Below are 18,222 nucleotides of genomic sequence, written 5' to 3'. Positions count from 1 at the left end.
CCGATGTCTCGTTCGTCTCTCTTGGGGACACTCTAGCGTATGTGCACCGCACCATGAAGGCACGGGCCATGTTTTGCCGCACCGGCTTTCTTGTGCAGTGCCGCAATCGCGGCCGCCCGGCGCGGCGGCCTGCGCGGGGTCAGCCGGCCTTGCTGCGGCGCAAGGTTTTCTTGGCGGCGGGCGCGGCCGCCTTGCGGGCCGCGGTCTTGCGCGCGGCGGTGGCGGTAGCGGTGCCCTGCTGCGCCTTCTTCAGTTGGGCTTCGAGCGCCTCGACGCGCGCCTGCAGCGCGGCCATGTCGGCGGCGCTGGGCGCGCCCAGCTTCTCCATCGCGCGCGCCACGCGCTCCTCGAAGATGTTCTCCAGCTTGCCCCACTGGCCTGCGGCCTTGGTGCCGAACTCGCTGGCGAAGCCCGCCATGCGCTGCTGTGCCTGGGCCAGGGTCTCCTCGGCGGCCTGCTGGGTCTTCTTCTGCATGCCGGCGCCGTCGCGCACCAGCGCCTCGAAGGCCTTGCTGCCTTCCTGCTGCATCTTGGCGAAGGCACCGAGGCCGGCAAGCCAGATCTGCTGGGCGGAGTCCTTGATGCGGTCGGCGGCCTTGCCGTTGCTGTCGTCGTCCTGGGTAGCCATGCGATTCGTTCCTTTTCCTTTGCCTGCAAACAATCGCCTGACTCTAGCCGCCCGGCGGCCTCTTCATTAGAGCTTCGCGTCTATGGGGTGAAGCTCCCCGGCAGAGGCTCAGGCCGAGGTGCCGGCCGCGCGGCTCGCGTCCAGGTGGGCCTTGGCGCGCTCGGCCAGCGCCATTTCGCCGGGGGTGCCGGGCACGTAGGGTACGACGGGCAGCGGACGGCCGTGCGAATCGACCGAGACGAACACGATCAGGCATTCGGTGGTCTTCTCCATCGAGCCGCCCTTCATGTCGCCGCTGCGCACCTCGACCGAGATGTTCATGCTGGTATTGCCGGTGTAGGCGAGGCGGGCCTCCACCTCGACGAGGTCGCCGATCATGATCGGCCGGTGGAAGCGGATGCTGCCGATGAAGGCGGTGACGCAGTAGCGCTTGGCCCAGCTCGTCGCGCAGGCGTAGCCTGCCTCGTCGATCCACTTCATGACGGTGCCGCCGTGGACCTTGCCGCCGAAGTTGACGGTGCTGGGCTCGGCGAGAAAACGCAGGGTGATCGAGGACATGGGAGGCCGCCTTTGGTGAATGTGGCTGTGACTATGGAGTGGGGAGCCGCGATTATGCGAGCGGGCGCCCGCTTGCGGACGCCGCCGGTCGTCCCGGCGCGCACGCTCAGCTGCCGCTGAACAGCTGCGCCAGCGTGCGCCTCAGCCAGGCATTGCCCGGGTCGGCATGGAAGCGCTCGTGCCAGTGCTGCTTCACCGCGTAGTCCGACAGCGCGAAGGGCGGCTCCAGCAGCTTCACCGGCTCCTGCGTGGCCAGCACCTTGCCGAGGATGCGCGGCACCACCACCAGCAGCTCGGTCTGCGCCACGATGCGCGCCACGCTCAGGAAGCTCGACAGCCGCACCACCACGTTGCGCTTCAGCCCCAGCCGCGCGAGCGTGGTGTCGACGATGGCGTGCCCCGTGCCCGAGGTCGACACCACCGCGTGCGCCTCCGCCTCGAAGCGCCTGCGCGTGAGCTTCGTGCCGATGCGCGGGTGGTTCCTCGCCGCCAGGCAGACGAAGTTCTGCATGAAGAGCGTCTGCTGGTAGAAGCCCGCGTCCAGCTGCGGCATGAAGCCCACGGCGAGGTCGACCTCGCCGTCCTGCAGCCGGCGGCCGCTGATCGTGGAGATGATCTCCGTCTCGATGTGCACCCCCGGCGCCGCATGCCGCAGGTGGTCGAGCAGGCCCGGCAGCAGCACCACCTCGCTGATGTCGGTCATGCAGATGCGGAAGCGCCGCTGCGCCTGCGCGGGGTCGAAGCTGCTGCGGTTGCCTTGCGCCTGCGCGATCTGCGCCAGCGCCTCGCGCAGGTTCGGGTAGATGCGCTCGGCGTGCGGCGTGGGCTGCATGCCCTGCGCGGTGCGGGTGAACAGGCGGTCGTCGAAGTGCGCGCGCAGCTTGTTCAGCGCGGTGCTGGCGGCGGCCTGCGCCATGCCCAGCCGCTCGGCCGCCTTCGAGACGTTGCCGGTCTTGTAGACCTCGTCGAATACGGCGAGCCATTCGAGATCGAGCTTCGACATGCGGGCCTCCTGCTTACGGCGAAAGGCACCATTATCGAAATTTCGAATTCCGTGTATTGGCTGCCGGTCTTGAGGAAATAGTGGTGCGGGCCAACAATGCCGCCAACGGAGACAACCGCCCCATGAAACCCGCCCCCTCGAATGCGGCCGAGCGCCGCGACTACTACGACCGCATCCGCCCGCTGCATCTCACGCCGCTGTGGGAGTCGCTGCACGCGCTGGTGCCGCGCGAGCCGCAGACGCCGTGCGTGCCCGCCCTGTGGCGCTACGACGAGATCCGCCCGCTGCTGATGGAGTCGGCCGACCTCATCACCGCCGAGGAGGCCGTGCGCCGCGTGCTGGTGCTGGAGAACCCGGCGCTGCCCGGCAATTCGTCGATCACGCAGTCGCTCTACGCCGGGCTGCAGCTCATCATGCCGGGCGAGGTCGCGCCCTCGCACCGCCATGTGCAGTCGGCGCTGCGCTTCATCGTCGACGGCAAGGGGGCCTACACCACGGTGGGCGGCGAGCGCACCACCATGTACCCGGGCGACTTCATCATCACGCCCTCGTGGGCCTGGCACGACCATGGCAACGAAGGCATCGGCGGCAGCGTGGAGCCGGTGGTGTGGCTGGACGGCCTCGACATCCCGATGCTGCGCTTCTTCGACGCCGGCTTCGCCGAGAACGACGACTCCAAGGTGCAGCACGTCTCGCGCCCCGAAGGCAACAGCCTCGCGCGCTTCGGCCACAACATGGTGCCGGTGCGCCACGACCACGCCTCGGCCACCTCGCCGATCTTCAACTACCCCTATGCGCGCAGCCGCGAGGCGCTGGCCCAGCTGCAGAAGCAGGAAGCGCCCGATGCCTGGATGGGCCACAAGCTGCGCTACATCAACCCGCTGACGGGCGGCTCGCCGATGCCGACCATCGCCACCAACCTGCAGCTGCTGCCAAAGGGCTTCGCGGGCAAGGCGCATCGCGCGACCGACGGCGCCGTCTACAGCGTGGTCGAGGGCCACGGCACGGCCGAGATCGCCGGCCAGCGCTTCGTGTTCGGCCCGCGCGACACCTTCGTGGTGCCCTCGTGGGCGACGCTGAAGCTGTCGTCGCCGGCCGAAGACGCCGTGCTCTTCAGCTTTTCCGACCGCCCCGTGCAGCAGGCCATGGGCATCCTGCGCGAAGCCTTTCTCGAAGACGCCTGAAGCCACAGGCGATCGTCCCGTTTTCCGTCTGACCAAGTGCCGCCCCGAGCGGCAGGAGCCTCCCATGTCCTTCGCCTTCACGCCTCCTTCCATCGTCGGCCTGCCCATCGTGGGTTCCGACCAGCAGTTTCCCGTGCGCCGCGTCTACTGCGTGGGCCGCAACTACGCCGCCCATGCGCGCGAGATGGGCTTCGACCCCGACCGCGAGCCGCCTTTCTTCTTCTGCAAGCCCAACGACGACGCCTCGGTGGTGCCGGTGGCCGACGGCAAGGGCGTCTCGATTCCCTACCCGCCGCTCACCAGCAACTACCACTACGAGGCCGAGCTGGTGGTCGCCATCGGCAAGGGCGGCGCCAACATTCCGGTCGAGCAGGCCGCCAGCCACATCCACAGCTACGCCGTGGGCCTGGACATGACCCGCCGCGACCTGCAGATGAAGATGCGCGAGCAGGGCCGCCCCTGGGAGATCGGCAAGGCCTTCGACTTCTCCGCGCCCATCGCGCCGCTGCGCACCCTGGCCGACGTGGGCGAGATCAATGCCGGCGCCATCGTGCTCGAAGTGGACGGCGAAGTGCGCCAGAAGAGCGACATCACGCACCTGATCTGGTCGGTGAACGAAGTCATCGCCAACCTCTCGACGCTCTTCACGCTGCAGCCCGGCGACCTGATCTTCACCGGCACGCCCGAGGGCGTGGGCGCGGTGAAGCCGGGCCAGACCATCAAGGTGAGCATCGAGCGACTGCCGTCGTTGACGGTGCACATCGAGTAAGTTTTTTCCGACCGCACAGGCCGCGCCATGACCCTTTCGAAGAACCCTCCCACAGTGCTGCTGGTCGGCGGCGGCATCGGCGGCATGGCCGCCGCGCTGGCGCTCGCGCGGCTGGGTGTTTCCATCGACCTGCTCGAGCAGAGCGCCACCATCGGCGAGATCGGCGCCGGCCTGCAGCTCGGGCCCAATGCCTTCGCGGCGCTCGACGCGCTGGGCGTGGGCGAGGCGGTGCGCCGGGGCTCGGTGTTCACCGACCGGCTGGTGATGATGGACGCCGTCGACTGCGGCGAAGTGGCCTCGGTGCCGGTCGGCGAAGCCTTCCGCGCGCGCTTCAAAAATCCTTATGCGGTGAGCCACCGCGCCGACCTGCATGGCGCGATCCACGAGGCGGTGAAGCAGCATCCGCTGATCCGCTTCCACACCTCGGCGCAGGTCGAGTCCATCGACCTGGGCGGCCAGGGAGTCACCGCCGTCACCCGCGACGGCCGCAGCTTCAAGGCCGACGCCATCGTCGGCTGCGACGGCGTGAAGTCGGTGGTGCGCGGCAGGCTCATCGGCGACGCGCCGCGCGTCTCGGGCCACGTGGTCTACCGCGCCGTGGTGCCGGCGGCCGACATGCCCGCCGACCTGCGCTGGAACGCGCCCGTGGTCTGGGCCGGCCCCAACTGCCACCTGGTGCACTATCCGCTGCGCCATGGCGAGCAATACAACCTGGTCGTCACCTTCCACAGCCGCGAGAAGGAAGAGTGGGGCGTGACCGACGGCAGCAAGGAAGAAGTGCTCTCGTACTTCGAGGGCGTGCACGCGCGCCCGCGCCAGCTGCTCGACCGTCCGACCTCGTGGCGCCGCTGGAGCACCGCCGACCGCGACCCGGTCGAGCGCTGGAGCGAAGGCGCCGCCACGCTGCTGGGCGACGCCGCGCATCCCATGATGCAGTACCTCGCGCAGGGCGCGTGCATGGCGCTGGAAGACGCCGTGACGCTCGGCGAGGCAGTGAAGGCCTGCGGCTTCGACATGCCTGCCGCCTTCAAGCTCTACGAGGCGGCGCGCGTAGCCCGCACCGCGCGCGTGGTGCTGTCGGTGCGCGAGATGGGGCGGCTCTATCACGCCAAGGGCGTTGAGCGCCTGGTGCGCAACAGCCTGTGGCCGGGCCGCACGCCCGAACGCTTCTACGATGCGGTCGAATGGCTCTACGCCTGGCGGCCCGAGCGCTGCCTGGACGATGCGCCCGAGGCGCTGCGGCCTTCGCCCGTGATCCGGGCCGAGGGCGCCGCCGTGCTTTCGCCGCTCTGAGGTCCGTTTCTTTCATCATTCATAACCATCGAGGCCGAAGGCCCAGGAGACAAAGACATGAATTTTTCGCGCGCCCTGCTCGCAGGCGTCCTCGCCTTCACGGCCGCTTCAGGCGTGCTGGCCCAGTCCGGCGACTACCCGAGCAAGCCCGTGACCCTGGTCACGCCCTTCGCCGCCGGCAGCGGCCCCGACGCGGTGCTGCGCCTCGTCTCCGACAAGCTATCGCGCCTGTGGAACCAGCGCGTGGTCATCGACAACCGGCCCGGCGGCGGCGGCTTCATCGCCATCGACCAGGCCCGCCGCGCCGCGCCCGACGGCTACACGCTGCTGCAGCTCGACAGCGAGCACGTCGCCGCGCTGCCGCACCTGTACAAGTCGCGCAACTTCGTGACGCTGCAGCATTTCGATCCGGTGGCATCGCTCTTCCGCACGCCCTTCTTCGTGGCGGTGGGCACCGACTCGAAATGGAAGAACATGAGCGACCTGATCGCCGCCGCCAAGGCCAACCCCGACGGCATCGTCTACGGCTCGTGGGGCGTGGGCAGCCCGGGCCACCTGGGTGCGCAGCAGCTGGAGGCGCTCACCGGCATCCGCATGCGCCACGCGCCTTATCGCGAGGTGTCGCAGCTCTACTCGAACGTGGGCACCGGCGAGGTGCCGTGGGCCTTCGCGAGCATCCCGTCGAGCCAGGGCATCTACAAGGCCGGCAAGCTGCGCTACATCGCAGTCGCGGCGGCCAGGCGAATCCCGCAGATGCCCGAGGTGCCCACCATGGCCGAGGCGGGCGGCCCGGCCTCGCTGGAGGTCAATTCATTCGTGTCGCTGCTCGCGCCCAAGGGCGTGCCGGCGGCCATCAAGGCGAAGATCAATGCCGACGTGGCCAAGGTCATCGCCGATCCCGAGATCCGTGCCCGCTTCGACACCTTCGCCTTCGAGCCGCTGGCCTGGTCGCCCGAGGAAATCGAGCGCAATGCCGAGGCCAAGTCGAAGGTGTACGGCGAGCTGGTGCGCAGGGGCAACATCAGCCTCGAATAGCGAGGGCGCGCCAGGCCCCGGCCTTGCCCGGTGTCTTGCTCGGCAGTTAAGCTGGCCCTCTTTGGTTTTTTGACGACTTTTTCACACTTTTTCTCCATGCACGCCACCAAGAGAGCCCTTCTGATCGCCTGCGGCCTGGCCGCCGCCGCCATGCTGCCCCTGAGCGCCAACGCAGACAACGCCGCCTGGCCGACCAAGCCGATCCGCCTGCTCGTGGGCTTCCCGGGCGGCTCCACGCCCGACATCGCCGCGCGCACCATCGCCGAGCCGCTGTCGAAGGCGCTGGGCCAGCCGATCGTGGTCGACAACAAGGCCGGCGCCTCGGGCAACATCGCGGCCGACCAGGTGGCCAAGGCCACCGACGACCACACGCTGGGCATCGTCATCAACGGCAATCTCACGTCGTCGAAGATGCTGTACCCCAAGCTGCCCTACGACCCGGTCAAGGACTTCACGTACCTCTCGCTGATCGCGACCGCGCCGCTGGTGCTGGTGGCGCAGAACAACCTGCCCTCGGGCGCGGCCTTCTTCGACGAAGGCCGCAAGGCCGGCGACAAGTGGAACTACGGCTCGGTGGGCATCGGCTCCGTCGGCCACCTGGGCATGGAACTGCTCAAGACCCGCGTGCCCGGCTTCAAGCCCGAGCACGTGCCCTACCAGGGCAACCCGCAGGTCATCACCGCGATGCTGGGCGACCAGGTGCAGATGGGCCTGATCCCGCCGGGCGTGGCCATGCCGCAGATCAAGGCCGGCAAGCTCAAGGCCATCGGCCTGACCGGTGGGCGCAGCGCGCTGGTGCCCGAGATCCCGCCGCTCGCCGAGGCCGGCGTGAAGGATTTCAACCTCGAGGTTTGGGTGGCGCTGCTGGGCCCGTCCAACCTGTCGAAGGTGGCGCAGGCGCGCATCAGCCGCGAACTCGAGACCGTGATGAAGAACCCCGACGTGCGCCGCAAGCTCTTCGAGCAGGGCTGGCAGGCCGTGGGCACCTCGCCGGACGGCATGCGCACGCGCGTCAATGAAGAGGCCGCGATCATGACCAAGATCATCTCGGCCCGCGGCATCAAGTTGCAATAACCACCCCCCAAGGCTGCGCGCACTTCGTGTCGCGCGCGCCTTCCCCCTTGCAGGGGGCAACACCGACAGACCGGCAAAGCCGGATCCGTGGTGTTTCCCGAACAGACATCCATGGACCTATTTGAATGACTTCCACATTGCATGAACCGGCGCGCGCGCTGCCGGTGTTCGGCGAGTACGACGTGGTGGTGGTCGGCGGCGGCCCCGCCGGCATCGCGGCCGCCGTGAGCGCCGCGCGCCACGGTGCGAACACGCTGCTGGTGGAACGCTACGGCTTTCTCGGCGGCATGGGCACGGCCGGCGGCGTCACCAACTTCGCGGGCCTGTACGGCAAGCGCAAGGGCGAGATGACGCAGCTGGTGCGCGGTGTGGTCGACGAGCTCATCGGGCGCATCGCCGCGCTCAACGGCATGAACCAGCCGCAGAACGGCATGGGCGGGCGCATCTGCGTGCGCTCGTACGACACCTCGGCCTACAAGCTGGCCGCCGACCAACTGCTGGGCGACGCGGGCGTGAAGCTGCTGTTCCATGCGCTGGCCGCAGCCGTGGTGCTCGACGGCAAGCGCATAGCGGCGCTGGTGGTCGAGACCAAGTCGGGCCGCCAGGCGATCCGCGCCAACGCCTTCATCGACGCCAGCGGCGACGCGGACGTGGCCGCCTTCGCGGGCGTGCCCTTCGAGGTGGGCGACGGCCACGGCAGCGGGCTCTTTCCGACCACCATGTTCCGCATCGGCCAGGTGGACGCGCCGGCTGCGCTGGAGGCGGTGGGCGAGTTCAAGGCCATCAACGACTTCATGGCGCGCGCCGAGCAGCAGAAGCCGGGCGTCTACAGGTTCCCGCGCGAGGGTGCGATCCTGCGGCCCAACAAGGACCCGCGCGAGTGGCGCGCCAACGTCACGCAGATCCGCAACTCGCAGGGCCGCGCGATGAACGGCGTCGACGCGCGCGAGCTGACCGAGGGCGAGCTCGAGGGCCGCCGCCAGATCACCGAGTACTTCAGGTTCCTGAAGGCCGAGGTGCCGGGCTTCGCCCAGTCGGCCATCGTGGAGATCGCGCCGCAGGTCGGCATCCGCGAGACGCGGCGCATCCAGGGGCTCTACGCGCTCGGGCGCGAGGACATCCTGGGCTCGGCGAAGTTCGACGACAACATCGGCCTGAACGCCTGGCCGATGGAGATGCATGCCGACGGCCGCATCGAATGGGCCTTCCCGCGCGACGAGGACAATGCCTACAACCACCTGCCCTGGCGCATGCTGGTGCCGCAGACGCTCGACAACCTGCTGGTGGCAGGCCGCTGCGCGTCGATGACGCACGAGGGCCAGTCGGCCGCGCGCGCCAGCGGCGGCTGCTTCGTCATGGGGCAGGCGGCGGGCACGGCGGCGGCGTCGCTGGGCGGCGGGGCGTTCGCCGCGGTGGACATCCCCGCGCTGCAGAAGAAGCTGGCCGCCGACGGCGTCGACCTCGACCGCTGAAGGCCCGCGGCGTGCGGGATGGCGCTAGAGTCCGGGGCTTGATGAACTCGAACCCCGGACCCAACGTGCACTTCCCTTCGCTGTCGACACCCGCGCGTCGCACCCTCCTGGCGCTGACCTGCGCCGCCATCGGCCTCTCGCTGGCCGGCTGCGCCAGTACCCCCGAAGGCGAACCCGTCCACGGCAAGGACCGGCTGCTGAGCTTCCTGGCAGCCAAGGATGGCCGCAAGGTCGCCATCGTCGGCGAGAACTACCACTACGTGTTCGACGGCGATCCCTCCGTGGCTGCGCTGCTGCGCTGGGACGGGCGCACCAAGGTCACACCCGCGCTGCTCGGCGAGTTCAGGGTGGCGCGCAACCAGAGCTTCGAGGGCCAGTACGTGCTGCTGGCCTTCGACGCCGACCTGACACCCGAGGACCGCACCTTCCTCATCCAGACCGGTTTCGCGAAGACCGAGGTGAAGTACGGCGACCGTACGGGCCCCGCGCTGCGCTACTTCGGCACCGTCTACGGCAAGCGCTACGAGGCGGTGCCGCTGAAGTCGGGCGACAAGGTCGATTTCTCCAGGCGCCAGTACCTGAACTACGTCGAGCAGGAAACGCTCAGCGCTCCTTTCAGCAAGGCCGCGCCCTCGCCGCTGGTGTATGCCGACGACGGCTCGATGCTGCTGGGCGGCGTGCCGGTGCGCGTCGTGCAGGGCGGTACGGACTACAGCTGCCGTGCGGGCTTCATGGGCATGTGCTTCTACAAGTAGAAGAAGAGGGAGAAGAGGGAGAAGAGGAGGCCTGCTGACAGGCCCGCGACAGCCGGCGGGCGCGGGCTTTGCTATGGTCGAGGGTCGCTTTCCGACCGCTTTTCCCCTCCGATGACCACCGATCCCGCCACCGCCTCCCGCCTCGTCAACGAACTCGTCGCGCTCATGCAGCTCGAGCCCCTGGGCGGCGACCGCTTCCGTGCCCAGAGCGAGGACATCGGCACGCCGGCCGTGTTCGGCGGCCAGGTGCTGGGCCAGTCGCTGATGGCTGCGAGCCTCACGGTGGGGGCCGAGCGCCCGGTGCATTCGATGCACGCCTACTTCCTGCTGCCGGGCGAGCATGCGCCCATCGAGTACAGCGTCGACCGCGTGCGCGACGGCCGCAGCTTCACCACCCGCCACGTGGTGGCGCGCCAGCAGGAGCGCATCATCTTCGAGATGTCGGCCTCCTTCCAGACCGTGGACGAAGGCGTCGAGCACCAGTTCGACATGCCCGAGGTGGATGGCCCCGACGGGCTCATCAGCGAGCTCGACCAGCGCATCGCACTCGGCGACCGCCTGCCCGAGCCCTGGCGCACCAAGGCGATCCAGCCGCACGGCATCGAGTACCGCCGCGTCGACCCCGAGGACCTGATCGCGCCGCAGGTGCGTCCGACCTCGGCGCAGAGCGCGATCTGGATGCGCGCCATCGCGCCGCTGCCCGACGACCCGATGGTGCACCGCGCGCTGCTGGCCTACGCCTCCGACCACGGTCTGCTGCGCGCCGCGATGCTGCCGCACGGCCTGAGCTTCATGAGCGGGCAGGTGCGCCCCGCCAGCCTCGACCACGCGATGTGGTTCCACCGCGACTTCCGCATGGACGACTGGCTGCTGTACGTGCTCGATTCGCCCAGCGCGGGCGGCGCGCGCGGCCTGTGCCGTGGCAGCCTCTACGCGCGCGATGGGCGGCTCGTGGCCTCGGCTGCGCAGGAAGGCATGCTGCGCATCAGAAAGCCGGCGGCTCGCGCATAGTGCGTTCTGGCGATTCAGCTGAAACAAGGCCTCCACCATGAAAATCTTCTTCTCCCCCGCTTCCCCCTTCGTGCGCAAGTGCATGGTCGTGGCGCACGAGCTCGGCGTTGCCGACCGCATCGAGAAGCTGCCCAGCGCGGCCGGCCCGGTGAAGCGCGACGCCACCATCATCCCGAAGAACCCGCTGGGCCAGGTGCCCACCTTCATCACCGACGATGGCCAGGTGCTGTTCGACAGCCGCGTGATCTGCGAGTACCTCGATGCCATGCAGTCGGGCAAGCTCTTCCCGTCCGGCGGCAAGGAGCGCTGGGCCCGCCTCACCGAACTGGCGCTGGCCGACGGCATGACCGGAGCCGCGCTGCTCGCGCGCTACGAGAACGTGCTGCGCCCCGAGGAACTGCGCTGGTCCGACTGGACCGACGGCCAGCTCGCCAAGGTGCGCACCGGCCTCGAATGGCTGGAAACCGCCGCGCCGTCCTTCGGCGACCGCGTGGACATCGGCACCATCGCCTTCGGTTGCGCGCTGGGCTACATGGACTTCCGCTTTCCCTCGGTGGACTGGCGCGCCGAAGCACCTAACAGCGCGAAGTGGTTCAAGGCTTTCAACCAGCGGGCTTCCATGCAGGCGACCCTGCCCACTGCCTGAGTCTTTTTTCGTTCGGCGTGCGATCACGCCGACGGCGGACATTCGCGCAGGGGAGTACCCGGCGGCCTGCGCATGCACCCCGGACATGGCCGCAAGTCTCCACTTGGCAGGAGATCCGAATCCTTGGCTAAATGCGAGCTCTCGCATGAACCAAGGAATCCCGAATGTCTTCTGAAGACCAGAAAAAAGTAGCCATCGTCACCGCCGGCGGCAGCGGCATGGGTGCCGCCGCGGCACGCAAGCTCGCGGAGGACGGCTTCCGCGTGGCCATCCTCTCGTCGTCGGGCAAGGGGGAGGCGCTCGCGGCGGAACTCGGCGGCATCGGCGTGACGGGCTCGAACCAGTCGAACGACGACCTGAAACGCCTCGTCGACAAGGTGGTGGCCCAGTGGGGCCGTGTCGACGTGCTGGTCAACAGCGCCGGCCACGGTCCGCGCGCGCCCATCCTCGACATCACCGACGAAGACTGGCACCGCGGCATGGACGTGTACCTGCTGAGCGCGGTGCGTCCGGCGCGGCTGGTCGCGCCGCTGATGGTGCAGCAAGGCGGTGGCGCCATCATCAACATCTCCACCTTCGCGGCCTTCGAGCCCGATCCGGTGTTCCCCACGTCGGGCGTGTTCCGTGCCGGGCTCGCGGCCTTCACCAAGCTCTTCGCCGACACCTACGCGGCGAAGAACGTGCGCATGAACAACGTGCTGCCCGGCTTCATCGACAGCCTGCCCGAGAAGGCCGAGTTCCGCTCGCGCATTCCGATGGGCCGCTACGGCAAGAGCAGCGAGATCGCAGCCGTCATCGGCTTCCTCGCGTCGGAAGGCGCGGGCTACATCACCGGACAGAACCTGCGCGTGGATGGTGGCATCACGCGGTCGGTGTGAGGCCTGCATGAAGACCCCGGCGCAGGCGCTGGAGAATTCGCGCCGCACAGTCCAGTCCTACGACACGCATGCCCGCGAGTACAACGCGATCGTGGCCGGGCATCCGCTGCAGCCCGAAATCGCGGATTCGATGCGGCGGATGATGGAGTACGTGCCCGCGGGCGGCAGCGTGCTCGAGGTCGGTTCCGGTCCGGGGCGCGACGCCGACTTCGTCGAGTCCCTGGGCGGCGTGGTCCGGCGCACCGACGCGGCGCAGGCATTTCTCGATCTGCAGGCGCAGCGAGGCAAGAAGGGCGAGCTGCTCGACGTCGTGACCGATGCGCTGGGCGGGCCCTACGACGCCGTCCTCGCGATGTGCGTGCTGATCCATGTCGATCGCGCGCAGATCGCCGCGGTGCTGCGCAAGATCTTCGACGCGCTCCGGCCCGGCGGCGTCTTCCTGGTGTCAATGCGCGTCGGCGAAGGCGAGAAGAACGGCGACTACCACACGGTGTGCTGGGAGAAGGACCGGTTCGCCGCGGAGCTCGTGGCGGCCGGCCTGCACCCCTGCTGGGAGATGGAGCGCATCGGCCGCAACGACGAGGCGTGGGTCTACTTCCTCGCACGCCGCCCGCAGCAGCCCTGAACCGGCGAGCGCGTCGTCTCGTTCCCGCTCAGCCGAAGGGATTGGCCGTCGCGAACCACAGGCCGATGCCGGTCGCGATGATGAACGCCCCGTCGGTCACGCCCGCCACCAGGAAGAACTTGGTCTGAAGCGTGTCGACCAGCTCGGGCTGGCGCGCCGTGCTCTCCAGGAACTTCTGCCCGACCAGTCCGATGCCGAGGCAGGAGCCGAGGGCGGCGACGCCGATCAGCAGGGCCACTGCGAGGGGAAGGATGTTGAAGCCGGTCATGGTGTTTTCTCCTGGTTGGTTGGTGAATCGAGGCACTGATCGCTTCCTCGATGGACGTACTTTCCCAGAGCAGTTGCGCACGGTCCATGACGTGTGAGGTCATGGGGTGGGTGCAACCTATGCAAGACAAAGAAAAAAAGCCGCCCGTGAAACGGGCGGCTCCTTCGAGGAACACCGCGGAACCGGCTTCGCCGGGCCGCAGGTGTTGCCCCCTGCAAGGGGGTTGGCGCAGCGACACGAAGTGCGCGAAGCCTGGGGGTTTGCCTATTTACTGCAGCTGTGTCCAGTTCTGGTTGTTGCCGCCGTTGCAGGTCCAGGTGATCAGCGCCGTGTCCTGCGCGGTCGCATTGTTCGGTACGTCCAGGCACGAACCCGAGGCCCGGTTGCGCAGGGCCGCGCCGACCAGGCTCCACTGCGTCGTGTCGCCAGCCGTGCAGGCCAGTTGAACCACAGGCGCATTGGTCGTCGCGGTGCCGCTCTGCGCGAGGCACAGGCCGCTGTGCTCCGCCTTGAACTGCACGAAGCCGCCGCCGAGCTGCGTCACGGTGAAGCGCTCGTTGCCGGCGTTGCCGCACGGCCACTGCACCACCGTCGTGCCGCTCGTGGTCGCCGCGCCCTTGACGTTCACGCACAGGTTGCTGTGGTTGGAGCGGATGCGCGTGACCACGGGCGTCGGGTCGTTGTCGAGCGAGCGCACGTACTCGCGCAGCGCCACCACGTCGTTGGCCGGCAGGCTGGAGGCGTTGCCGTGGCCGCCGGTGAGAACGTCCTGCAGCGTGGCGGCCTGGCCGTTGTGGAAGAACGCGGTGGTGTTCCACGTGCCCAGCAGGGTCGGCGTGTCGAAGCCCACGCCCGCCAGCGGCTGGTTCATGCCCTTGCCCGAGGAGGCCTGGATCGTGCCCACGTCGTGCCGCACGCCGTCGCGGAAGGTGGCGCCGGTGTGGCAGGTCGCGCACTGGGCCGTGTTGAACACGGTTTGGCCGCGCGCCGCGTCTACGCTGAGGCTGCCGTCCGCCGCACGCGCCGGGCTGCGCATGTACTTGGTCAGCGAGGTCAGGTAGGCCGCCAGGTCGTCGAGCTGCGCGCTCTTGCCGGCCTTGGGCGCGCCCAGCGGGTCGGAAGTGGCCGCGAAGTCCGCGTTGGTCAGGAAGCCGGTGCCGCCGAACTCGTTGCGGATGTCGTTCTCGAAATCCTGCACCTCGTCGAAGTTGGCCGTCCAGTGCAGCTTGCCGTGGCCCAGGCCGCGCCGGCCCTGCAGGCTGATGGTGCGGCGCAGGCCTTCGCCGCGCTGGGTGAAGTCCCACACCATGCCGTCGTCGCCGCCGTCCGCATGGCAGCTCGCGCAGGAGATGTAGTTGTCCTTGCTCATGCGGCGATCCGACGCGTTGTAGAACACCTGCTTGCCGCGCAGCGCGGCCGGCGACATGGGCTCCGCCGCCACCGTCGACACGGTCTGCAGGAAGGTCGGCACATTGGTCTCCGACGACAGCACCGTCGCCACGTCGTGCACCGTCACCGAGCGCGCCAGGAAGTTGTTGACGAACAGGCGCTTGCGCACCGTGTCGAGGTACAGGCCGTGCGGCGCGCTGCTGGCGTTGATCTCGCCGCGCACCGCGCGGCTGTACGGATCGACGATGGCGACGCGGTTGCCTTCCATCTGCGCGACGAACAGGTAGTCGCCCGAGGGAGAGAAGAGCGCCGCGCGTGCCGGCGCCCGGTCGTCGAAGTCGATCTGCTCGCCGAACTCCTCCGCCGCCGTCTGCAGGTTGACCTGCGACAGGATGGAGCGCACCGTCTGGTCGTGCACCAGGTTGTTGCCGTCGCGGAATTTGCCGCGCACGATGTTGTCCTTCTTCGAGGGCAGCACGGCGCGCGCGCCGTCGGGCGAGATCACCACCTGGCTCAGGTAGTTGGCCACGCCACGCGCGCGGTTCTCGGTGTCGATGGTGGTGGTGTCGACCGGCAGCGCGATGGTGCTCATGGCGCTCATGCTCTGCAGGTTCACCTTGTGCAGCTGGCCGCCCGTCATCTTCGACTTGAAGCGCGTGACGTAGGCCACCTGAGAGCCCGACTCGACCGCGATGCCGCGCAGCGCGCCGTCGAGCGCGACCGCGCCGGTGGTGGTGCCGTTGCTCGGGTTGAAGCTCATCAGCACCGACTTGCTCTCCATCGTCAGCAGGCCCTTCGTGCCGTCGGGCGTGAAGGCCACGCCGTAGGGGCCGCTGCCGTAGGCCAGCGGCACGGTGGCCGAGAGGCTGCCGTCGGCGGCGTTGAGCACCACCAGCTTGTCCTCGCCCTGCACCGCGACCCAGATGCGCCCGTCGGGGCCGACGGCCAGCGTCTTCGGTTCGTCGCCCACGCGCACTTCCCAGCGCTTGACCAGGCTCTGCGAGTCGATGGCGGCGACCGTGCCGCTGTCGGGGTTGACCGAGTACACCGAGTTCGCGTCGCCCGCGATGTTGGTGGTGTGCGTGGGCGCCTTCGCCGTCACCGGCATGATCACCGTGAGGTTGTAGGTGTAGAAGGTCTCGCGGCCGTTGGCGTCCTTCACCGTCAGCGTCACCGTGAAGTGGCCGGGGCGCGTGTAGGTGTAGGTGTAGTTCGGCTGGTTCGAGTAGGCGGTCTGCGTGCCGTCGCCGAAGTTCCAGCGGTACTGCGCGCCGCTGCTGCCCAGCGTGGCCGGGTTGAACACCAGCTGGCCGTTGACCAGCTTGGGCCCGCCGCCGATGCCGGGGTCGCCGATGATGGCCTGGCTGCGCAGCGTGCTCACGTCGGTGTCGCTGAGCACGCGGCCGTAGACGCGCACTTCCGCCAGCGTGCCCTTGAAGAGCGCCGCGTTGCCCTGGATCTGGCCCAGCAGCGCGAACTTGTTCGACAGGCCCTTGTTGCCTGTGGGGCCGGTGGATGTGGTCTTGGCTCCGTCGACGTACACGGCCTGCGCCCCGGAGGCTGCGTCGCGCGTCATCACGACGTGGTGCCAGGTGCCGTCGTTCACCGCCGCCGTGGAGGTGGTGCCGCCGTCGTTGCCCACCGAGAGCTTGATGCGCCCGCCGTTGTCGAGCCAACCCCAGAACACGTCGTCGGTGCCGGAGGCCTGGTCGCGGCCGAAGATGCCGGGCGCCGTCCAGGAGTTGCCGCCGCCGGTCTGCGTGGTCTTCATGTAGAAGCTCACCGAGGCGCTGCCGCCGAGCACGGTGGCCACGGTGTCGCTCTTGAGCGTCACGCCGGCGGTGCGGTTCGCGAAGTTCAGGCCGATGCTCTCGAAGGCGTCGCCGGTGGCGGGCGTGCCGTTGTTGGCGCCGATCTGGTCGGAGAGGTTGCCCGCCAGCGTCCAGTAGTGCATCAGGCCGATCTCGGCGGCGTTGCCGGTGTGGAACACCGACTTGTAGTCCGCGCCGATGGCGTTGCCCGCATAGTCCTTCACGCCGTTGGCCGGCAGGAACACTTCATAGCTGGTGCCCGGCTGCAGCGGCTGCGCGGGGTGGAAGTTGATGATGCCCAGCTGCACGCTGTAGGTGCCCGCCAGCGTGTTGCCGCCCACCGGGCGCACGATGAAGGTGTTGGAATTCACGCTCTCGGGCAGGATGCTGTCGCTCATGCCCAGGCCGATGCGCGAGGTCAGCGCCTGCTGCTTGGCGTTGTTGGCGGGCGAGACCTGCCGCACCTCCGGCTTGGTGGTGTCGGGGTCGACCTGGTGCACGACGAAGCCGCTGCCCGAGCCGTGGTCGTTGCCCACGAAGATCAGGTTGCCGAAGGCGGCGACCTGCCCGTTGTCGGAGTGCGAGAAATTCGGGTCGTCCTCGCGCAGGATGCTGCCGCGGCCCACCTCGACGTGGTTCAGCGGATTGCTCACGTCGACCTTGTGGATGTACGTCTGCGCGCCCTGGATGACGTAGTTGTCCTGCGTGGCGCAATAGAGCTGCTCGTCGATGACGAGGCGGTTGTCCTCGGCCACGAACTTGGAGCGGTCGCTCAGGTCGTAGCTGTACATCTTCGCCCCGCCGCCGCGCGCCGAGGCATGCAGGGTCTTGCCGTCGAAGCAGGTGGCGTAGTAGTTGGGGTTCGATCCGATGGCGTCCAGCACCTTGGGGTTCAGCGGGTCGGATATGTCGAGGCTGGAGAAGCCCGCGGTGTTGTCCATCGAGGTCAGCACCATGTGGTTGCCCATCGTGAAGATCGGGCCGATGCGAAAGCCGCCGAGTTCCCCGGTGGGCACCGGGTTCGGCTTGCCCGCGCCGCGGTTCGCCACCACGGCGTTCGCGGGGTCGGTGGCATCGACGATGAAGATGCCGCGGCCGGCCGAGGCCACGTACAGGTAGGGGGCCTGCCACCAGAGCTGCCAGGCCACGTTCTCGTAGTCGCCGCCGTTGACGCCGGGCAGCGCGAGCTTCTTGACCTGCTTGATGTCGTTGACGTCGGTGAAGTCCCAGAACTCCACGCCGTTGATGCTGGGCAGCACCACGTACGTCTTGCCGCCGATCTTCGCGGTGCCGAAGGAGTGGGTCTCGCGGAACTCCTGCGTGCGGCCTTCGGGCTCGTAGATCTTCTTCACGAGCTTGATCTGCCGCGGGTTCGAGATGTCGTACAGCAGGAAGCCGCCCGGGCCGAGGCCGCTGTCCGGCGCGAAGGAGGTCAGGAAGTAGCCGTTGACCATGATGCCGGCGTTCATGCCGTAGTCCTTGCGGCCCGGGTAGGTGGCCGGCACCTCGCGCGACTCATAGGCGCTGCTGTGCGCGGGGTCGAGCGGGTGCGCGGCGCTGGTGATCATCGAGACCGGCTTGAACAGCTCGGCCGATGTGTAGGTGAGATTGCCCAGGCCCGGCCCCTGCAGCGGCAGCGGGTCGGCCACGGCTTCGGCCACTGCCGTCGCCATGTTGTTCAGGGTCGTCATCGGACTGACCCCGGTGATTGCCGCGTGCGTCAACAGCGTGACGAACGGCAGCAGGAACGCCATCAAGTAATACCGGATTTTCATCGTCGCCTCCAGGTTGTTTGAAGTCCGCAGGGGAACCGTTTTCTTCTT

General features: G+C 68.5%; 16 protein-coding genes. 11 read left to right on the top strand and 5 right to left on the bottom strand.

Going from position 1 to position 18,222, the window contains the following annotated elements; all coding sequences use genetic code 11:
- Positions 1–139: 139 nt before the first annotated feature.
- The 3 genes from EJP67_RS14015 to EJP67_RS14005 all read right to left on the bottom strand — a co-directional run bounded on the left by EJP67_RS14015 (position 140) and on the right by EJP67_RS14005 (position 2,189).
- Positions 140–628, bottom strand: coding sequence for a phasin family protein (locus tag EJP67_RS14015; protein WP_126022323.1), 489 nt, complete (start codon positions 626–628; stop codon positions 140–142).
- 108 nt (positions 629–736) lie between these two features.
- On the bottom strand, positions 737–1,186 hold the full coding sequence (locus EJP67_RS14010) for an acyl-CoA thioesterase (protein ID WP_126022322.1): 450 nt from the start codon (positions 1,184–1,186) through the stop codon (positions 737–739).
- A gap of 106 nt (positions 1,187–1,292) precedes the next feature.
- Positions 1,293–2,189: a LysR family transcriptional regulator gene (locus EJP67_RS14005; protein ID WP_126022321.1), complete on the bottom strand. Its 897-nt coding sequence runs from the start codon at positions 2,187–2,189 to the stop codon at positions 1,293–1,295.
- A gap of 122 nt (positions 2,190–2,311) precedes the next feature.
- On the opposite strand from EJP67_RS14005, the gene gtdA reads away from it, so the two are divergent.
- From gtdA to EJP67_RS13950, 11 genes are all read left to right on the top strand, one after another.
- On the top strand, positions 2,312–3,373 hold the full coding sequence (gene gtdA, locus EJP67_RS14000; protein WP_126022320.1) for a gentisate 1,2-dioxygenase: 1,062 nt from the start codon (positions 2,312–2,314) through the stop codon (positions 3,371–3,373).
- Positions 3,374–3,437: 64 nt separating this feature from the next.
- On the top strand, positions 3,438–4,142 hold the full coding sequence (locus tag EJP67_RS13995) for a fumarylacetoacetate hydrolase family protein (protein ID WP_126022319.1): 705 nt from the start codon (positions 3,438–3,440) through the stop codon (positions 4,140–4,142).
- A gap of 27 nt (positions 4,143–4,169) precedes the next feature.
- Positions 4,170–5,435, top strand: coding sequence for a 3-hydroxybenzoate 6-monooxygenase (locus EJP67_RS13990; protein WP_126022318.1), 1,266 nt, complete (start codon positions 4,170–4,172; stop codon positions 5,433–5,435).
- A gap of 57 nt (positions 5,436–5,492) precedes the next feature.
- Positions 5,493–6,470, top strand: a complete 978-nt coding sequence (locus EJP67_RS13985; protein WP_126022317.1) for a Bug family tripartite tricarboxylate transporter substrate binding protein — start codon at positions 5,493–5,495, stop codon at positions 6,468–6,470.
- A gap of 96 nt (positions 6,471–6,566) precedes the next feature.
- The gene (locus EJP67_RS13980; RefSeq protein ID WP_126022316.1) at positions 6,567–7,544 is read left to right on the top strand and encodes a Bug family tripartite tricarboxylate transporter substrate binding protein; all 978 of its coding nucleotides are present in this window, start codon (positions 6,567–6,569) and stop codon (positions 7,542–7,544) included.
- A gap of 125 nt (positions 7,545–7,669) precedes the next feature.
- Positions 7,670–9,016: an FAD-dependent oxidoreductase gene (locus tag EJP67_RS13975; RefSeq protein WP_126022315.1), complete on the top strand. Its 1,347-nt coding sequence runs from the start codon at positions 7,670–7,672 to the stop codon at positions 9,014–9,016.
- Positions 9,017–9,057: 41 nt separating this feature from the next.
- Entirely contained in the window at positions 9,058–9,771 is a 714-nt protein-coding gene (locus tag EJP67_RS13970; RefSeq protein WP_126022314.1) for a hypothetical protein, read from the top strand.
- A gap of 111 nt (positions 9,772–9,882) precedes the next feature.
- On the top strand, positions 9,883–10,782 hold the full coding sequence (locus EJP67_RS13965; RefSeq protein WP_126022313.1) for an acyl-CoA thioesterase: 900 nt from the start codon (positions 9,883–9,885) through the stop codon (positions 10,780–10,782).
- Between the two features lie 37 nt (positions 10,783–10,819).
- Complete coding sequence (locus EJP67_RS13960; protein WP_126022312.1) at positions 10,820–11,428, top strand: glutathione S-transferase; 609 nt, start codon at positions 10,820–10,822, stop codon at positions 11,426–11,428.
- A gap of 164 nt (positions 11,429–11,592) precedes the next feature.
- On the top strand, positions 11,593–12,306 hold the full coding sequence (locus EJP67_RS13955; protein WP_126022311.1) for an SDR family oxidoreductase: 714 nt from the start codon (positions 11,593–11,595) through the stop codon (positions 12,304–12,306).
- Between the two features lie 7 nt (positions 12,307–12,313).
- A complete protein-coding gene (locus EJP67_RS13950; protein WP_126022310.1) occupies positions 12,314–12,931 on the top strand; it encodes a class I SAM-dependent DNA methyltransferase in 618 nt (205 codons plus the stop codon).
- Positions 12,932–12,959: 28 nt separating this feature from the next.
- On the opposite strand, the gene atpE is transcribed toward EJP67_RS13950, so the two are convergent.
- Both atpE and EJP67_RS13935 read right to left on the bottom strand, forming a co-directional pair.
- Complete coding sequence (gene atpE, locus EJP67_RS13945) at positions 12,960–13,199, bottom strand: F0F1 ATP synthase subunit C (protein ID WP_012745530.1); 240 nt, start codon at positions 13,197–13,199, stop codon at positions 12,960–12,962.
- 268 nt (positions 13,200–13,467) lie between these two features.
- Positions 13,468–18,174, bottom strand: a complete 4,707-nt coding sequence (locus EJP67_RS13935) for a ricin-type beta-trefoil lectin domain protein (RefSeq protein ID WP_126022309.1) — start codon at positions 18,172–18,174, stop codon at positions 13,468–13,470.
- Between the last annotated feature and the right edge of the window lie 48 nt (positions 18,175–18,222).

The sequence above is a fragment of the Variovorax guangxiensis genome, from assembly GCF_003952165.1.
GTDB lineage: Bacteria > Pseudomonadota > Gammaproteobacteria > Burkholderiales > Burkholderiaceae_C > Variovorax > Variovorax guangxiensis.
Note: the sequence above shows the minus strand (reverse complement) of the source record. Positions and strands in the feature narration are given on the sequence as shown.

What these genes read in the sequence shown, in the direction of transcription:
- EJP67_RS14015 (WP_126022323.1), bottom strand. Translation starts at nt 628, where the DNA reads ATGGCTACCCAGGACGACGACAGCAACGGCAAGGCCGCCGACCGCATC.
- EJP67_RS14010 (WP_126022322.1), bottom strand. Translation starts at nt 1,186, where the DNA reads ATGTCCTCGATCACCCTGCGTTTTCTCGCCGAGCCCAGCACCGTCAAC.
- EJP67_RS14005 (WP_126022321.1), bottom strand. Translation starts at nt 2,189, where the DNA reads ATGTCGAAGCTCGATCTCGAATGGCTCGCCGTATTCGACGAGGTCTAC.
- gtdA (WP_126022320.1), top strand. Translation starts at nt 2,312, where the DNA reads ATGAAACCCGCCCCCTCGAATGCGGCCGAGCGCCGCGACTACTACGAC.
- EJP67_RS13995 (WP_126022319.1), top strand. Translation starts at nt 3,438, where the DNA reads ATGTCCTTCGCCTTCACGCCTCCTTCCATCGTCGGCCTGCCCATCGTG.
- EJP67_RS13990 (WP_126022318.1), top strand. Translation starts at nt 4,170, where the DNA reads ATGACCCTTTCGAAGAACCCTCCCACAGTGCTGCTGGTCGGCGGCGGC.
- EJP67_RS13985 (WP_126022317.1), top strand. Translation starts at nt 5,493, where the DNA reads ATGAATTTTTCGCGCGCCCTGCTCGCAGGCGTCCTCGCCTTCACGGCC.
- EJP67_RS13980 (WP_126022316.1), top strand. Translation starts at nt 6,567, where the DNA reads ATGCACGCCACCAAGAGAGCCCTTCTGATCGCCTGCGGCCTGGCCGCC.
- EJP67_RS13975 (WP_126022315.1), top strand. Translation starts at nt 7,670, where the DNA reads ATGACTTCCACATTGCATGAACCGGCGCGCGCGCTGCCGGTGTTCGGC.
- EJP67_RS13970 (WP_126022314.1), top strand. Translation starts at nt 9,058, where the DNA reads ATGAACTCGAACCCCGGACCCAACGTGCACTTCCCTTCGCTGTCGACA.
- EJP67_RS13965 (WP_126022313.1), top strand. Translation starts at nt 9,883, where the DNA reads ATGACCACCGATCCCGCCACCGCCTCCCGCCTCGTCAACGAACTCGTC.
- EJP67_RS13960 (WP_126022312.1), top strand. Translation starts at nt 10,820, where the DNA reads ATGAAAATCTTCTTCTCCCCCGCTTCCCCCTTCGTGCGCAAGTGCATG.
- EJP67_RS13955 (WP_126022311.1), top strand. Translation starts at nt 11,593, where the DNA reads ATGTCTTCTGAAGACCAGAAAAAAGTAGCCATCGTCACCGCCGGCGGC.
- EJP67_RS13950 (WP_126022310.1), top strand. Translation starts at nt 12,314, where the DNA reads ATGAAGACCCCGGCGCAGGCGCTGGAGAATTCGCGCCGCACAGTCCAG.
- atpE (WP_012745530.1), bottom strand. Translation starts at nt 13,199, where the DNA reads ATGACCGGCTTCAACATCCTTCCCCTCGCAGTGGCCCTGCTGATCGGC.
- EJP67_RS13935 (WP_126022309.1), bottom strand. Translation starts at nt 18,174, where the DNA reads ATGAAAATCCGGTATTACTTGATGGCGTTCCTGCTGCCGTTCGTCACG.